Below are 15,991 nucleotides of genomic sequence, written 5' to 3' on the forward strand. Positions count from 1 at the left end.
GGGCCCGCCGGCGCTGACGGCTTGTCTCTCGTCGGTGCCTTGGTCAATGGGTGGCGGCCAATGCTTCGGTGAAGGCCTTGAAGACGTCGGTGCCGGGCTTGCCGCGCTTGTCGACGTCCTTCACCCAATCCTGTGCCACCGACTTGAAGGCGGTGTCGAACACCTTCTTGTCGTCGGCGCTGAAGTTGATGACCTTCATGCCCTGCGACTTGATCTTGTCGGCCGCGGCCTTTTCTCCGTCCTCGAACCGCTTGCAGGCCTCGCGCGTGGTCTGCTCGCCGGCCTCGACCAGCGCCTTGCGCACGTTCTCTGGGAGCGACTTGAATTTCAACTCGCCGATCGAATAGGTGAAGATCGCGGTGCCGAAGTTCAGCCCCTCGGTGCCCGACTTCAGGATCTTGCCGAAGTCGTAGGACGCCGAGCTCTGGTAGGAGAAGATCAGCCCGTCGAGCGTGCCACGGGTCAGCGATTCATAGATCTCGGGCGCGGCCATCCGAACCGGCACGCCGCCAATCGAGCGCATCATCAGGTCCATCGCGCCGCCGGTGGTGCGGATCTTCAGGCCTTCGAGGTCCTTCGCGGTTTTCACATCGCGGCTGGTCGCTAGCTGGACCTGGTAGGCCGGCAGCGCGAGCGTCACCAGCGGCCGAAGCTGGTTCGGCGCGAACTCCTTGGTCTCCAGGATGCCGCCATTGTGCGAGACCTTGTAGAAGGCGAGCGAGCCCTGGCATTCGCTGTCGAAGATGCCGGGCAGTTCGGCGACGGCCGTCAGCGGAAACTTGTCCGACGAATAGGACGGCACGATGTAGGAGACGTCGGCAACGCCAAGCGCGGTGAGCTGGGCCATGTCCTTGGCCTTGCCGAGCTGCTCCGCCGGGAAGTGCTGGAACGTGACCTGGCCGTTGGTCAGCTTGGTGACGAGCTCCGAAAACGGCTTGCCGACGAGCTCATGGATCACGTGGCCGGACGGCAGGCTATCGGCAAGGCGCAGGGTGATCTTTTCCTGGGCCGGGCTTGGCGACGCGCAAGCCGCCAGCAGGGCCGTGCCGACACCTGCGCCGGCGAGGAAACGGGAAGAGAAATTCATAACAGTCTCCCAGAGATGGCCGTCTCGACCGACGGCTTCTTCAATGTTGCATGTGGTTCGGCAGCCAGAGGATGATCTCCGGGAATGCCACGAAAATGGCGATTGCGATCAGATGCGCGATGAAATGCGGGAATGTGCCGTGGAACACCTCGCCGACGGGGCGGTGTGCATAGCGCGCCACGATGAAGCAGTTCAATCCGATCGGCGGCGTGATCATGCCGACCTCGGCAGTCACAATCTTGATGACGCCGAACCAGATCGGGTCGAATCCGAGCGACTTGATCAGCGGCAGCACGATCGGAACCGTCAGCACCAGGATCGCGATCTGATCCATGAACGAGCCGAGCACGATGTAGCCGCACAGGATCAGCGTGATGATGATCCATCGCGAGACGTCGAGCCCGCCGACCCACCCGACGATGTTCTGCGTCACCTGGGTGAGGGTGAAGAAATAGCCGAAGATGTGCGCGCACATGATGATCAGCACGATCATGCACGTGCCCTGGGCGGCGTGCCGTAACGTCGTGTAGAGCGAGGTCAGGTTGATCTTGCGCTTCCAGCAGGCAAGACAAAAGGCGCCGAACGCACCGAACGCCGAGGCCTCCGTCGGCGTCGCGATCCCAAGATAGATCGTGCCTGTGACGATCGAGAACAGGACCACCATCGGGCTGACCTGCCAGAGCAGACTGAACCGCTCCGACCATGTCACCGCCGATATCGTCGGTGCACGGGTGGGATCGAGCAGCACCAGGATATAGATCGTCGACATGATGATGATGGTGACGAAGATCGCCGGGATGATGCCGCTGATCAGCAGCTTTCCGATGTTCACCTCGGCAAGCAGGCCGAAGATCACCAGCGCCACCGAAGTCGGCAGCAGCATCGCCAGCGTGCCCGAGATCGCGACGACGCCGGCGGCCATTTTGGGCTCGTAGCCCTGGCGGATCATCGCGGGCAGGCTGGTCGAGGACAGCGTTGCGGCCGAGGCCGTGCTGGTGCCGCAGATCGAGCCGAAGCCCGCGCCAGCCAACGCGGTCGCCATGCCGAGACCGCCGGGGATGCGTCCAACCCAGGCTGCGGCGGTCTTGAACAGATCGTCGGCGACGCCCGACAGCAGCACCAGGTCTGCCATCAACAGGAACATCGGGATCGTGATCAGCTCGTAGGAGGTGACGGCCGACAGTGGCGTGGTCTGCAGAACGCCGAGCAGGATCGGCAGGCCGCCGGTCAGATAGAGGCCGAGCCCGCCGGAGAATGCCATGGCGAACGCGACCGGTGTTCCGATCGCGAGCAGGAAGAACAGCAGCGCCAGGATGAAGGTCGGGATCATTCGAAACCTCCGGCAGCCTTGTCCGAATGACCGGAGATGGCCGGCAGCGGCAATAAATTCTTGCCGGTCAGGAGGCTTGCGGTATTGGCAATGAGATGAACGGCAAGGCGCAGCGCGAGAATTCCCGCTCCGACCGGCACGAAGATCGAGGACGCCCAGGTCGGCCACGGGATCGCACCGGCCATCACGTCGCCCGACACATAATTGTCGAGCGCGCGCTGATAGCCGAGCCAGGCGATTGGAACGAAGATCGCGAGGCCAACGAGGTTGGAGATGATGACGCAGAGGCGCTGGATGATCGCCGAGAAGCGCGGCAGCAGGATATCGACGCTGATATGGCCGTTGACCGCGTAGGTGCCGGAAAGGGAGAGAAAGAACACGCCGGCCATCACGTAGAGCGAGATCAAATCATAGGCCCAGGAGAACGGCCGGTTGAAGATGTAGCGCATCACGACATCGGAGAAGACGATGATCATGATTGCAAACATCATCGCCGCGGCGATTGCCGAGGTCACCTTTTCGATGGCAGTCAGAGCCTTCAGGCTTGTCTTGATCACGTTGGGCTCCGTCCGCGTTACTGGGCCGGCACGGCCGCAACGGCTGCGCTAAATTCCTTCAGGGCGTCGCTGCCGTGCTTGCCGCGCGCATCGAGCCCGTCGGCCCATGCTTTGCCCACGCCCTTCGTCAGGTCCTTGAGCTTGGCGACGACGTCAGGCTGCAAGGTGTCGAAGTGGACGCCTGCGGCTTCCATCGACTTCATGGTCTCGCTGTCCTGCTTCTGCACTTCCTTGCAGGCAGACGGCAGGATTTCCTCGGCGGTGTCGATCATTGCCTTCTGGATCTCGGGGGACAGTTTCTTCCAGGCGTTCTCGCTGATCGAATAGGCGACCACGAAGCTCGCGAAGCCAAAGCCGTCGGTGGAATGCTTCACGAGCTTGTCGGCGCCATAGGCGACGACGCTCTCGAGCGGAAACAGCAGGCCGTCCATCGTGCCGCGTGACAGCGACTCATAGGCGTCGGGTGCCGCCATGCGCACCGGCACCGCGCCGATCGCGCGCAAGGTGAGGTCCTGTGCGCCGCCGGTCGACCGCAGCTTCAGCCCATTGATGTCGGCGACATCCTTCACCGGCTGCTTCACGGTCAGGATACGATAGGGCGGCAGGCTCACTGCGAGCAGCAGGCGGATGCCGTTTGCGGTATAATCCTGCTCTGCAATCACGCCGCTCCGCGCGGCCTTCCAGTAGGCGAGCGTGCCCTGGCAGGAATGCTCGAACGCGCCGGGGAGCATCGCGACTTCGGAGACCGGCATCTTGTCGGATACGTAGGCGGGCGCGACATAGCCGATATCGGCGACGCCGGTTTGCGTCAGTTTGAGCATGTCGGCGGCCTTGCCGAGCTGCTGGGCCGGATAGTGCTCGAACGTCACTGCGTTGTTGGTTCGCTTCTGCACCTCGGCCATCCAAGGCTCAAGCACGAGGCGGACGAGGTAGTGTCCCTTCGGAAAGGAGTCGGCGACGCGCAGCTTGATCGGCTCCGCCGCCGCCGCCAGATTGATCGATGCGATGAGAAAGCCGTAACCGGCCAGCGCCCGCCGAAGCCCGCCCATATGTCCTGCCCCTGAGTAGCCTTGTTATTTTGAGCAGCTGCGCACAAACGAATTTGCTCGTCAAGCATGGCTCGGCTGAGCATGCCTGATCGGACAACCGGAGAGCGCGGGCCACGATGCGCCGACGCGATTGCGCGGGCGGAAGGGATCACGCGAGGACCTCGATGCGCTTGATTTCAAGCCGTGAGCGCGCGACGGCCAACTGGCTGGAAGTTGATGCTGAGAGGCAACCAGATCTCGATCAATTTTGTCCACCACGCGGGAAATTCCTCCGGTGTGCTCGACGGCTCAGCGCCACCGCCGGCGGCATGGCGGCCGCGATCATCATCGAGCCGGTCTGACGCCGGTTAGACCGCGGGAAACTCCAGCGCGAAAGCGACGCCCTGGCTGCCGGGCAGGAGACGGATCGTACCGCCATGGCTCACCATGACGGCTTGCGCGATGGCGAGGCCCATGCCGGTGCCGCCGCTATCGCGGCGGGTGGTGAAGAAGGCATCGAAGATCTTGTCGCTGTTGGCGTTGGAGATCGGGTCGCCATCGTTGCTCACCGTCACCCTGACGGTCGAGGCTTCGGCAGTCGCTTCGAGCTGCACCAATTTGGCATTGTGACGGAACGCGTTGTCGGACAGATGCGCCAGCACGATCAGCGCCTTCTCGCCGGACATTCCGATCGGGCGGTCGAGGTCGCCGTTGGCCACGATGGTCCGCTGCGCAAAGCGGCTCTTCAGGTTCGCGATGACGCCAGAGAGTGAGGTTTGCTCGTTCTGCGGAGCGCTCTCTGCGCGCGCCAGCTCGCGCAGCCGCTGGCTCATCGCGTCGAGCCGCGCGACGTCGCCAAGGATGTTTGAGATGAAGCTCTGTTGCTCGGATCGGGTCAGCGTGTCCGACTTGCTTTGAAGCGAATCCAGCAGCAGCTCGGCCGCGCCCCGGATCGATGTCAGCGGCGATTTCAATTCGTGCGTCAGGTGTGCCGAGAAGGTGGCGATGTAGTCGGAACGGCGGGACAGCTGCTGGGCCATGTCGAGGAAGCTGTCGGAGAGCTGGGCCAGCTCGCGGGTGCCATAGTGCTGCAGGGGCTGAAACGCATTACGGTCGCCGCGGCCGATCCGCACGGCGCGATCGACGAGCTCGCGCATCGGACGCGTGACCGTACGAGAGAACATCAGCCCGATCGCAACGGTCGCCAGCAGCACGGCCAATGTGGCGAGCAGGAACTTGCCGCGCTCCTGATAGAGATGATCGAAGATGTTGCTCGGCGTCCGCGACGTGTAGATCACGCCGGCGACGTGATCGTTGACGATCACGGGCATCGCGGAGAAGACATGGACACCGACGCCGCGGCTGATCGAATAGATCGGTGGCGGCGGCTTGTCCGGCATGCGGATACGGAGCGCGGCGCTATACTGGCCGCCCAGCGCCGCGGCCACTTCCTCGATATGGGCAAGCGACTGCCCGACCTCCTGGCGTCCGGCGATCACCACGCCTTGCGGATCGAGAATACGGAAGCCCGCCAGAGTGACCTTCTGGGTCTCCAGGATGATGGGCATGAGCGCGGTACCGATCTCGACATAGGCTGGATCCGCCGGCTTCGCCGCCGGCAGCGCGTCGGGCCGCCGCCGCAGCAGGTCGTTGCCGGCGAGATCGAGCGCGGGACGGATCGGCGTCACCTGGTCGCCGCGATCAGGCAGCGCCTCCGGCGGCACCGGGGCGCTGAGCGGGATGCCGTCGCCAAGCCGTGCCTTCACGTGTTCGGCGTAGATCGCGGCAAGGACACGGCTTTGCGCGATCAGCTCGGCTTGCGTCTGGTGAATCAGCTGATTGTCGTAGAGGCGAAAGAAAAACAGCCCCATCAGCGGCAGGACCGCGACCGAGGCAAGCACGGTGAAGATGACCAGACCAAGCGACGGTCGCCACTTCTGGCGGGCGCGGAACGATGTCATGCTTGCTGCTCGCAGCGACCGAGCTTGAAGCCAACGCCGTGAACGGTTTCGATAACGTTGTCGCAGTTCACGGCTGCGAGCTTGGCCCGGATGTTGCGGATGTGGCTGTCGATGGTGCGGTCGGAGACCTGGATGTTGAGCTGGTAGGCCGCGCTCATGATCTGCTCGCGGTTGAACACCGCCGTTGGCCGCGTCAGGAAGGCGCGCAGAATTCCGAACTCGATCGCGGTCAGGCGCAGCGGTACGCCAGCGAATGCCGCCACGTGCTGCTCGGGATCGACCGAGAGATGTCCCCGGGAGAGCACGCCAGTCTCTGTCCTTGTCTCCGCCTTCCGCGGGCTCAGGCGCCGCAGGATGACATTCACCCGCGCGACGAGCTCGCGCGGACTGAACGGCTTGGTCACGTAGTCGTCACCGCCGATCTCCAGGCCGAGGACGCGGTCGATCTCGTCGTCACGGGCGGAGAGGAACAGGATCGGCACGTCGGACGATTTGCGGATCTCGCGGCAAACCTCGAGGCCATCGAATTCCGGCATGCCGATATCGAGCACGATCAGGTCCGGCCGCTCGCCGGCAAACCGGGCCAGCGCCTCCTTGCCGTCGCGGGCCTCGGCCACGTACATGCCGGCTTTCTTGAGCGCGACGCGGATGACCTCGCGGATATGCAGGTCGTCGTCGACGATGAGGATGCGGTGCGTCACGAGTCGTCTCCGAAAACCGGCGCTTCGACTATCCCGGCGCGTTGCTCTGCCGCCCGTCCAGGAAACGCTGAAGCCGCCAGCCGCGAAAGCTCCAGCCGCGCCATGAGGCCATCTGCTGGCGTTGCTGTTCTACAAGGCTATTGCGGCGAGAGACAAGGACCGGGTTGGCGTAACGCAGTTGGATCGCCCGGTCGATGGCCGGAAGCGCGTTCGGGCCGAGCTGGATCAGGTAGTCCATATCCAAACTGACGCCGCTGCCCGAGGCTTCGCGGCTGTGACTGACATTATAGTCGGCGATCACGGCGGCGAAATTGATCAGAGAGCCGACATAGAGCGCGATGGTCAGTACCAACAGGTTGGCGCGGACGAGCCATTCATTCGATGCCCGCAGGGCAATGCGCACCAGAATCAGGATCAGCCCGACGGCGACGAGCAGCATCCAGACGAATGCCGCAACGCGCCAGTAGGTGAGCAAATAGGTTTGGACATAGAGATCAAGCCGGAGCATCGAGGAGATCACCAGTAGAACATTCTGCCCGACCCAGAGGTAGACGAGCGGTCGGATCACCCGCGATTGTTCGGCCGGGCCGCCCGGCCGCATCGCGACCAGAACGAAGGCCGCGGCCAGGAGCGCCGTGACAATCAGTGGATAGGCGCCACGGTGGGCGTAGGACGCGTAAGTGATGGCGGCGGGAAGCGTTGCGTTGCCCCAGAGATAGATCGCATCGAGAATTGTCTGAATCGAAAACAGCAAGTTGAACAGGATCAGAGAGCGCAGGATGGTGCCTGCGCCGAACAAGTCGATGAAATGATCGGGTTCGGCCGGACCCTGCGCGGAAGATCGCGGTCCGTTGCGCACGACGTTGGTGTAGCGCCGCCATTTGACATGGACGAATGGCCAGACCAGCGCCGATACGAGGATCCAGAACAGCGTGCGACCGAGGCTGAGGCTGGCGGCGGGATTGCCGGGGGTCAGCTGGCTGATCCATATCTCCAGCACCGGATTGGCTGCGACGAACAGAACGACAAACACGGTTCCGAGCAGTAATGGCACGAACCATAGGATGAACCCCCTGGTGAGACCCGGCAGGTCGAATGCGCTGACGACGTCCCGGAACAACCTGAAAGGGCTGACCAGAAAGAGATCCACCAGCGAGGCAGCTCCCCTGGTCAGGCTGTCGAGACAGGGATTGGTCATCAGAGCAAGCGCGGTGCCGAGCGCAAGAATGGCGAAGGCCAGCGAGACTGCGTTGACCTCCTCCAGGGCAGGGAGTAGCCCGGCCACAACGATCGCGCCGGCGATCGGCAGCCTGTGGCGAGCGACGAGACCGAAGTTGGCGGCCAGTGACACGCCGGCCAGCGCGAAGGCGAAGAGGACCACCGAGAGTCCGGCATTCTGATCATAGAACAACCAATCGGCCAGCGCGGCGAGCGCAAGCGCGGCGGCGGTCTTGGCTGGCGGCAAACCAATCGAGTGGGTCTCGGCTTCCGGTGACTCTAGGCTTGTCATGATGACCTCTGGATTGAAGGACGTGTGGACTTCGGCGGTCGCGCTGACGTCATCGGCGGGTGTGCGAACGCGATCCTGGTTGCGGCATGGCGCACCTTGGGTTGGCCGCGTGCAGACAACGGGAAGGCGATCAGCAGGAGTTCAGGATTGTTATGCAGATTGCGTGCAGAGCGGTCTTGTCCGCTCGCTGTGGCGAGTCCGGTCTGATACGGACGATACGTTCGGTTCGTTCACCCGTCGTCTCCATGCAGATCATCAAGCGCGTCGGCATTGCCCTGGCCTGGATCGTCGGGCTCGCATTCGTCTTGGCCGGCGTCAACAACAACGATCCCTATCTCGTCCCGTTGCGCGGGACGGGCAATCTTCTTGTCGTGCTCGCAAGCATCGCCGTCGCGTTCATGCTGGTCCGCGGCGCCACGTGGCGGAGGCGGACGCGGTCAGGAAGGCCCCTGGTGATCCTGTGGTGTCTGCCGCCGCTCGCGATGGTCGCCGCGCATGGTGTGTTCGAGGTGCGGAAGCATCGCGTTCTCCAGACTGAGCCGGTCCTCGCGCGGTCGCTGGGGCAGCATTTTGTCATCGGCTATCGGTCGTTCGACGAGGTCGCACCGCTTGTGGAGAAGGGGTTCGTTGCGGGCATCTATGTCACCCGGCGCAACGTCGCCGGCAGGACGGCTGACGCCTTGAAGGCGGAAATCGCCATACTACAAGCGAGGCGGCGGGCCGCGAGGCTGCCGCCTCTGATGGTCGCGACGGATCAGGAAGGAGGCATCGTTTCGCATCTGGCACCGCCACTCACGAGACTGCCCGCACTGGCTTCCCTGGCCGAGCTGGCGCCGGATGAGCAAAAGGCGAAAGCCGAGGAGTTCGGGCGCATCCATGGACGCGAGCTGGCGTCGCTTGGCATCAACCTGAATTTTGCGCCGGTGCTCGACCTGCGGCCGGCGGCGAAGCACAACCGGCTCGATTTCAATACGCTGATCAATCAGCGCGCGATCTCCGACGATCCGGGCAAGGTGAGCGCGATCGCGGGCGCCTACATCCATGGCCTCGAGTCCGCGGGCGTCAATGCCACCGTGAAGCACTTTCCGGGATTGGGCCGCGTGCGCGCCGACACGCATCATTTCAACGCCGATCTCGGTACGCCGGTCAGCGAACTGGAGGCGACGGACTGGCGCCCGTTCCGCGACGTGCTGTCGTCGACCGATGCGCGCCTGATGGTCGGGCATGTCGCGGTGAATGCGCTCGACCGAGGGCGGCCGGCGTCGCATTCAAAGGCCGTGGTCGACGGGCTGATCCGCAGGAGCTGGAACTACCAGGGCATCGTCACGACGGACGATCTGGTGATGGGCGCGATCTATCAGCACGATGTCTGCACCGCAGTCGTGGAGGCGTTGAACGCGGGCGTCGATCTGTTGTTGGTCGCCTATGACGGGTTGCAATTCTACCGCCTGTTCGATTGCGCGACGGATGCTGCTGCGCGAGGGGGCCTCGATACCACCATGCTGCACGACAGCGAGACGCGGCTAAGGCGCGCGCTGCTGGTCGACTAGATCGATGGATTCAGGAATGAGCGCCGACCGCTGATTTGTTGTCCTGCTGCTTCGACCACGAGACGTAGTAGGCCACAGCCGTCATCGCCGCGAGACCGGCGAGGCTGACCGCGACCTGCCTTGTCAGTGAGTAAGGGCCGGTGATCAAGATCAGGTGCGCGGCGAAGGAGAGGAACACGCCTGCACAGAACACGGCCAGCCATTCCTCGCCGCATTTGATGATCGGCTGCAGGGCGTAAGATCGCAGATGTCCCCAGTCGCGCGGCACCAACCAGGTGAACAGGAATGTCAGGGTCAGGAAATGCAGGATGCGGTGAGGTGCGACATCCTCCCGGTCGTTCTGCAGCAGCATGTCGCTCAGTCCGCTCGGCATCATTTGGGCGAGTGCCGGGATATCGCTGCTGGAGACGATCGTCAGCGCGAACAGCAGGTAGAGCGACGCCATGGCGCGCAGCGCGGCAACGGCCTGCATCGCGCGGATCGCGGGTGCATAGCGCGTGCCGATGAGCGCGAGCCAGCCACCCATTACGAACAGCAATTGCCAGCAGAACGGATTAAGGTACCAATCTCCGTACGGATATGAAGTCAGGTTCCAGTCGAACACGCGGGCGGTAGCGTAAACCGCCACGGACGCGAGAAGCGTTGCGTTCGGCACGTAGAGCAATCCGAATACGACGAACGGCTGGAAGGCCATCAGGGCGATAGTGAGTTGCAGCACGTCGAGATTGAGTGGCTTGGCCTGCAGGAACAAGCCGTAGATCAGCGTCCGGATCGGGTGGTCGATGAATCCGGTGATGTTGAACTCGCTGATGATCTCGGGCGCCGCGGTCCGCGTGGCGACATAGCTGATCAACTCGACATAGATCACGAACAGGACGATATAGGCAGCATAGAGCTGCCATACGCGCTTGAATATCCGGGTTGCAGCCACCACAAATCCGCGCTCCAGCGCCATCCGGGCGTAGATGAGCGTCACCGCATAGCCGCCGATGAACACAAAAAGGTCGGTCGCGCCGCTAAAGCCGAAATTGCGCATGGTCAGCGCGCTGACGACGTTGTGCGGAACGTGATCCAGGAACAGAAACCAGTTTGCGATGCCAAGCAGCAGCGCGATCCTGAGATCGCCATCGGCTCTCGCGATCTCGGCGTTTGTTGTCGAAGTCATCTGAAACTGAAATCTGCCGGCCCGAGAAAACGATTTCGCGAATCTAATGGGAACCCACGCCCGGTCCGAATAGACTCTGCGTGAACCCTATCTAGTCCGTTTCGGGTTCCGGCCAAGTGGCCGGTTCAAGAAAGATCACGTTTTCGCAATCACCGCGTGAGCGCGGTCAGACCGGCTCGTGTTTGCGCAGGTCGCGGGCGTGATCCAGTGTATTGGCTTGCAGGTTTGCGCCGGTCGGGGCGACCTCCGGCAGGGCGGCCTCCGCGAGGATATCGTCCGTGATATCCTCGACCGAGCACTCGGCAACCTCGTGGATGAAGCTGATGTTGGTGTATTCCCCTGACGCGACCCGCGAGATGACCTCGCGCCGCGTCATTTCGGGATCGACGATCGCCTCGCGGCCACGGCGGCCATAGTCGATCATCACAACAAAATACTGCATTGCCTGGCGGCTCGATGCGTTGACTTTCGTTGTCCATTATTTCCGATAATCGGAATTATGTCAAGGGAAATTGACGATAATCGGAACTCGGGCGCGGTCGCACCGACCGATTCGGGCCGAAGGCACCCGAATCGGTCAGGCCGGCCCCTGCAGCCGGGCGGCTATTTCTCGGACGACCGTCCGCCCTGCGCCCGGGCGGATTTGCGGCCCTTCGCCGCCGTCTTGCCACGCAGCCTTTCGATCTGGCCGCGGGGCAGGGTGACGCATATCTCGCCGATCCATTCGAGCTTGACGCCGTTGATCGGCTTGGCATTGAAGCTCTTGAGGTTGACCGTGCCGGACGAACTGCCGCGCTCGATCGTCTTCAGATAGCGCTCGCCGCTCTTCAGCCGGACCGCAGCTTCCTCTCCGTAGAAGCTCGACAGCGGATAGCGCTGCTCGCGATACACCACGATGACATCGCCGTTCTCGTATTTCGGCAGCATCGAATCGCCTGAAACCTCGAAAGCGACGGTTTCCTCCGTCATCGGGAACGGGAGTTCGATCTCGCCGAGACCCTCCGGCGGGACCTGCTCAAGCTCCGGCTGGATCGAGGCGCCGGCGCCGACCCGGCCCACGATCGGCACCGAGTTCAGCTCCAGGTATTCCATGATCGGGGCGATCTCCGATGCCTTGATCAAGCGGATTCCCGACAGGATTTCGGACACCGCTCCGGCCCGAACGCCCATTGCGCGGGCAAGCCCGCCCTTGCTCTTTCCCGTTTTTTCCAGTGCTCGTTCGATAAGTGCCGCGTCCAGCATGTTTCATCCTCTCCAAAGCTGGACATACTCTTACCGTTACGATTATCAGAATTCAAGCTTGACTTTTTCTTCGGAATATCGGAAGCTATGCGAGGCGCCGGCGGAATGACAAAAATGGGAATTTGGAATGGATATGGTGAACTGGCTGCCGGAGCATTCGGCTGCCCTGCAGGACCTGCGCGCGCGCGGCTTGTCCTATTCGGAAATCGCTGACACGATCAATGCAACCTTCAGCACGGCCTATACACGCAACGCGGCCCTCAGCCGGGCGCAGCGCATGGGGTTGGCGGGCCTCGATCGGCCGGAGCCGTCCCTGCCAGGCCACCTCGACCCACCCAAGCCGGCCTTGCCGGAGCCACCGAGGATCGGGCGCCTGCGTGAAGAGCGGGCCGAGCTGAAGTCCGATCTGCTTCGTTGGCCGAAAAGCTTCACCGAAACGGTGGAGATGCCCCAACTTCGTTGCGCGGCGGTCGCGTCACGGCACCTTTCTCTGTTCGACCTCAAGCGCGGAGACTGCCGCTATCCCTATGGCGGGGATGCCGACGGCGAAACCATGACCTTCTGTGGTCACCCGCGCCGGCCGGGCTCGAGCTATTGCACCCCGCATTTTCACCTGAGCCGCGATCCCGAGGCATCGACGAGGCCGGTACTGAACGACGCCTGGCTTCAAGCCATCGGGGCCATCTGAGGCCGCTCATCTTCCGACCGATCGACGTCGGTCCACACAACCGCGGTCGCGCGGACAACGCCGCGCGCTTTCATCACACATTTCGGAGGTCACCAATGCCGCGCGCAAAACGCCGGAAACCGTACGATCCCGCTGCAACACATGATCGGCGCTCCCAGGATCTGCCCTTCAACGCCGAGGTGGCGACCGTTGAGATCGACGATCCCCTCGCGCTCGAGCCGGGCGAGAAGATCGTTGCCTTTCGCTCGATCCGCAACGATCCGCTAGGCCGGCTGCATGCACACCGGCAGATCGACGACACCCAGTACCGGAGCGGCCGGGCCTTCCAGAACGATTGGGAGAAGGCCGAGCGCGGCCCTCGCGCGGTGGATACGACGCGTGAATATGTTGACGGCGGTCAGCAACGTGAGCCGATCACGGAGGGGCAGCGCCAGGCGACCTTGCGCCTCAATCGCGCCGAGCACGAGCTTGGTGCCGACGGTTCGGCACTGGTGCACGACGTCCTGATCCTCGGCATGACCATGGAGCAGGTGGGGCAGCGGCGCGGACTGCGTACGCAGCGCTGGCAGGACTATTTTGCGCGGCGCCTCAAGGAATGCCTCGATCGGCTGGCGCTGATGTACGGCCTTGCCACGCCGAACAAGGTTCCCGTGAAGGACCGTCAATGCTGACTTGAAGTGACGTGCTCACGCGCCGGTTGCCGCACAGGCAGCCGGCGCGGCAGCGATTCATCACGGCACTGTGCTTTGCCTCACACTGAGTTCGTCCTGATCTGCGTCGAAGACGGTCGACAGCCGCGCGGACTCTCATGTAACTTCGCTCGTATCGACGACCTGCCCGCATTGGAGCGCAGTGTGACTGCTTCTGGTGCGGGGAATGGTCTGGTACGTCCACGAGGGGGTGCGCAGCGGCCAAGTCCGCCTTGATCTTATCCTGCATCGCGAACATCACGAGTAACGTGGGTCGATGCCGGCGCGGAGTCTGATCAATTCACCCTCCGATCAATTCACCCTAGGGAGAACCGAGCGATGAATCACACTGGAACCTGCTTTTGCGGCGCCGTCGAACTCAAGGTCACTGGGGAGCCTGAGGCGATGGGCTACTGCCACTGCCGTTCATGCCGTTCCTGGTCCGGCGGCCCAGTGAATGCGTTCAGCCTCTGGAAGCCCGAGGCGGTCGAAGTTACCAAGGGCACCGATCATGTCGGGACGTTCGAGAAGACCGCGATGAGCCAGCGCAAATACTGCACCAAGTGCGGCGGCCATCTGATGACGAACCATCCGACGCTTGGGCTCGTCGACGTGTTCACGGCAACGATCCCGACGCTGAAGTTCAGCCCCGGCGTTCACGTCAACTATTCGGAGGCGGTGCTGCCGATACGCGATGGCCTGCCGAAGCTGAAGGATTTTCCTGCCGAGTTCGGCGGCTCCGGCGAAGTGATCGCCGAATAGCGCGACGGTTCTCGAGCGGGTGGCGACGGCGCGTCGCTACCCGCCGATGTCCATTCTTCCCCTCGCCGGACGCGCTGACAGATCCGGTATCCGGCGGGTTTCCTCGACATTCGAATCGTTTGACCGTGTCGGCGCTGCCGGCACTGCGGGATCTCCTTCGCCCGTGACAGCCATGTCAGGCGAAGGTCCCGCCCTGCAAAATCCGGGTTTGGTTTTGGTGACGCCCTTCCGCTAAAAGGCAGGCAGTGCCGGTCCTGGCAAGGGCCGTCGTATTTCGCCTGACAAAATAACAGAGGAAGCGCCGGATCATGACCAAACCAGAATTGCCAGGGCGCGCGCCGCGCGGGGAGGGAGTTCCGACGGCGCTCGATGGCCTGCTGGTGGTCGACTTCACCCGCGTCGTCGCCGGCCCGGCCTGCACGCAAACGCTGGCCGATTTCGGGGCCGAGGTCATCAAGATCGAGAATCCGGACGGCGGTGACGACACGCGAGCTTACGAGCACGCTGAAATTGGCGGGGAAAGCGCAGCGTATCTGAGCCTCAACCGCAACAAGCGCGGCATTGCGCTCGATTTCAACAATCCGGCCGCGCTCGAAGTCGCGCGCGCGTTGATTGCCAAGGCAGACGTCGTGGTGGAGAATTTCTCCGGCGGCGTGATGAAGAAATTCGATCTCGACTATGCGTCGGTGTCGCCGACCAATCCGCGGCTGATCTATTGCTCGATCTCCGCCTATGGCCGCAAGGGTGATTTCGCGCTGCGCCCGGGCTTCGACCCAATTACGCAGGCCGAAAGCGGCTTCATGTCGCTCAACGGCTTTCCGGATGGCGAACCGGTGCGCACCGGGCCGCCGATCGTGGATATGGCAACCGGTATGTCGGCCTGCAACGCCATCCTGCTCGCCTTGATTGCGCGGGATCGGCTCGGTCGCGGGCAGCAGGTCGAGGTCGCGTTGATCGACACCGCAGTGTCGATGACCGGTTTCTACGGCATGGCCTATCTCATCAACGGCAACAACCCCGGTCGTTTCGGTAACTCACCGAACGGTTCGCCGACCGTCGGCGTCTACCGGGCGTCCGATGGTCCGCTCTATATGGCCTGCGCCAACGACCGGCTCTATCGCCGGCTTGTGACCGACGTACTCGAGCGCCCGGATCTCGTCACCGACCCCGAGTTTGCTCAGCGCAAGGCGCGGACCGCCAACAAGGAGAAGCTGCGCGCCATCATCGCCAGCGTGTTTGCAAGCGATACGCTCGAGCATTGGATGGCAAAGATGAAGAAGGCCAATATTCCGGTTGGCTATCTGCGTACGGTCGAGGAAGGCTTCAACGCACCCGAGGTGCGTGATCGTCATCGCCTGAGCAAGATCGCGCATCCGACTGCCGGCTCGGTTCCGAACATCGAGTCGCCGGTCAATATGAGCCTGACGCCGACGGTCGATCCCGTTGCGGCTCCGCTGCTCGGTCAGCACACCCGGGATGTGTTGAGCAAGACGCTCGGCTACGACGACCGGCGCATCGCCGCTTTGGCCGAGGCAGGCGCATTCGGCAAGCCAGGCAACACCGGCTAGCCGTTTGGCCTGAACCAAAGATCAGATACGCGCCAACCACCTGACCTGAGGCGAGAGGGAAGCCTCTCGCCTCGCAAGATGTCGTTCAGACGTCACGGGCCCCCACCGCGTGCCGGCGGCCTTCGACCCGGAACTGGCCCGTTCGGGAACTCA

Annotated in this window: 16 protein-coding genes; 6 read left to right on the plus strand and 10 right to left on the minus strand. The window is 63.0% G+C overall.

Annotation, left to right across the window (positions count from 1 at the left end):
- Positions 1-43: 43 nt before the first annotated feature.
- The 4 genes from dctP (AAFG07_RS14400) to dctP (AAFG07_RS14415) are packed head-to-tail and all read right to left on the minus strand — an operon-like array spanning position 44 to position 4,023.
- Positions 44-1,087: a TRAP transporter substrate-binding protein DctP gene (gene dctP, locus AAFG07_RS14400; RefSeq protein WP_342727849.1), complete on the minus strand. Its 1,044-nt coding sequence runs from the start codon at positions 1,085-1,087 to the stop codon at positions 44-46.
- Between the two features lie 40 nt (positions 1,088-1,127).
- Positions 1,128-2,417, minus strand: a complete 1,290-nt coding sequence (locus tag AAFG07_RS14405) for a TRAP transporter large permease (RefSeq protein ID WP_342727850.1) — start codon at positions 2,415-2,417, stop codon at positions 1,128-1,130.
- On the minus strand, positions 2,414-2,974 hold the full coding sequence (locus AAFG07_RS14410) for a TRAP transporter small permease (RefSeq protein WP_342727851.1): 561 nt from the start codon (positions 2,972-2,974) through the stop codon (positions 2,414-2,416). Before AAFG07_RS14410 ends, AAFG07_RS14405 begins: the two co-directional genes overlap by 4 nt.
- Positions 2,975-2,991: 17 nt before the next feature.
- On the minus strand, positions 2,992-4,023 hold the full coding sequence (dctP, locus tag AAFG07_RS14415) for a TRAP transporter substrate-binding protein DctP (RefSeq protein WP_342727852.1): 1,032 nt from the start codon (positions 4,021-4,023) through the stop codon (positions 2,992-2,994).
- Positions 4,024-4,187: 164 nt separating this feature from the next.
- On the opposite strand from dctP (AAFG07_RS14415), the gene AAFG07_RS14420 reads away from it, so the two are divergent.
- The gene (locus AAFG07_RS14420; RefSeq protein WP_342727853.1) at positions 4,188-4,364 is read left to right on the plus strand and encodes a hypothetical protein; all 177 of its coding nucleotides are present in this window, start codon (positions 4,188-4,190) and stop codon (positions 4,362-4,364) included.
- 6 nt (positions 4,365-4,370) lie between these two features.
- Here AAFG07_RS14420 and AAFG07_RS14425 read toward each other — a convergent pair whose 3' ends face one another.
- The 3 genes from AAFG07_RS14425 to AAFG07_RS14435 are packed head-to-tail and all read right to left on the minus strand — an operon-like array spanning position 4,371 to position 8,174.
- The gene (locus tag AAFG07_RS14425) at positions 4,371-5,963 is read right to left on the minus strand and encodes an ATP-binding protein (protein ID WP_342727854.1); all 1,593 of its coding nucleotides are present in this window, start codon (positions 5,961-5,963) and stop codon (positions 4,371-4,373) included.
- A complete protein-coding gene (locus AAFG07_RS14430) occupies positions 5,960-6,664 on the minus strand; it encodes a response regulator transcription factor (RefSeq protein WP_342727855.1) in 705 nt (234 codons plus the stop codon). The genes AAFG07_RS14425 and AAFG07_RS14430 overlap by 4 nt, the downstream gene beginning before the upstream one ends.
- Before the next feature lie 28 nt (positions 6,665-6,692).
- On the minus strand, positions 6,693-8,174 hold the full coding sequence (locus tag AAFG07_RS14435; RefSeq protein WP_342727856.1) for a DUF4173 domain-containing protein: 1,482 nt from the start codon (positions 8,172-8,174) through the stop codon (positions 6,693-6,695).
- Between the two features lie 245 nt (positions 8,175-8,419).
- On the opposite strand from AAFG07_RS14435, the gene AAFG07_RS14440 reads away from it, so the two are divergent.
- Positions 8,420-9,724 (plus strand): glycoside hydrolase family 3 N-terminal domain-containing protein, encoded by a 1,305-nt coding sequence (locus tag AAFG07_RS14440; protein ID WP_342727857.1) that lies wholly within the window; start codon positions 8,420-8,422, stop codon positions 9,722-9,724.
- A 10-nt stretch (positions 9,725-9,734) separates the two neighbouring features.
- Here the strand turns inward: AAFG07_RS14440 and AAFG07_RS14445 are convergent, their stop codons facing one another.
- The 3 genes from AAFG07_RS14445 to AAFG07_RS14455 form a co-directional block, all read right to left on the minus strand.
- Positions 9,735-10,889: an OpgC domain-containing protein gene (locus AAFG07_RS14445; protein WP_342727858.1), complete on the minus strand. Its 1,155-nt coding sequence runs from the start codon at positions 10,887-10,889 to the stop codon at positions 9,735-9,737.
- A 166-nt stretch (positions 10,890-11,055) separates the two neighbouring features.
- Positions 11,056-11,331: a hypothetical protein gene (locus AAFG07_RS14450; RefSeq protein WP_173637767.1), complete on the minus strand. Its 276-nt coding sequence runs from the start codon at positions 11,329-11,331 to the stop codon at positions 11,056-11,058.
- 161 nt (positions 11,332-11,492) lie between these two features.
- Complete coding sequence (locus tag AAFG07_RS14455; protein ID WP_342727859.1) at positions 11,493-12,131, minus strand: XRE family transcriptional regulator; 639 nt, start codon at positions 12,129-12,131, stop codon at positions 11,493-11,495.
- A gap of 127 nt (positions 12,132-12,258) precedes the next feature.
- Between AAFG07_RS14455 and AAFG07_RS14460 the strand changes: the two genes are divergently transcribed.
- From AAFG07_RS14460 to AAFG07_RS14475, 4 genes are all read left to right on the plus strand, one after another.
- Entirely contained in the window at positions 12,259-12,819 is a 561-nt protein-coding gene (locus AAFG07_RS14460; protein WP_342727860.1) for a GcrA family cell cycle regulator, read from the plus strand.
- A 95-nt stretch (positions 12,820-12,914) separates the two neighbouring features.
- Entirely contained in the window at positions 12,915-13,490 is a 576-nt protein-coding gene (locus AAFG07_RS14465; protein ID WP_342727861.1) for a DUF6456 domain-containing protein, read from the plus strand.
- Between the two features lie 357 nt (positions 13,491-13,847).
- Positions 13,848-14,270, plus strand: a complete 423-nt coding sequence (locus AAFG07_RS14470; RefSeq protein ID WP_342727862.1) for a GFA family protein — start codon at positions 13,848-13,850, stop codon at positions 14,268-14,270.
- 305 nt (positions 14,271-14,575) lie between these two features.
- Complete coding sequence (locus AAFG07_RS14475) at positions 14,576-15,838, plus strand: CoA transferase (protein ID WP_342729157.1); 1,263 nt, start codon at positions 14,576-14,578, stop codon at positions 15,836-15,838.
- Positions 15,839-15,991: the final 153 nt, after the last annotated feature.

This window comes from Bradyrhizobium sp. B097, assembly GCF_038957035.1.
Classification (GTDB): Bacteria; Pseudomonadota; Alphaproteobacteria; order Rhizobiales; family Xanthobacteraceae; genus Bradyrhizobium.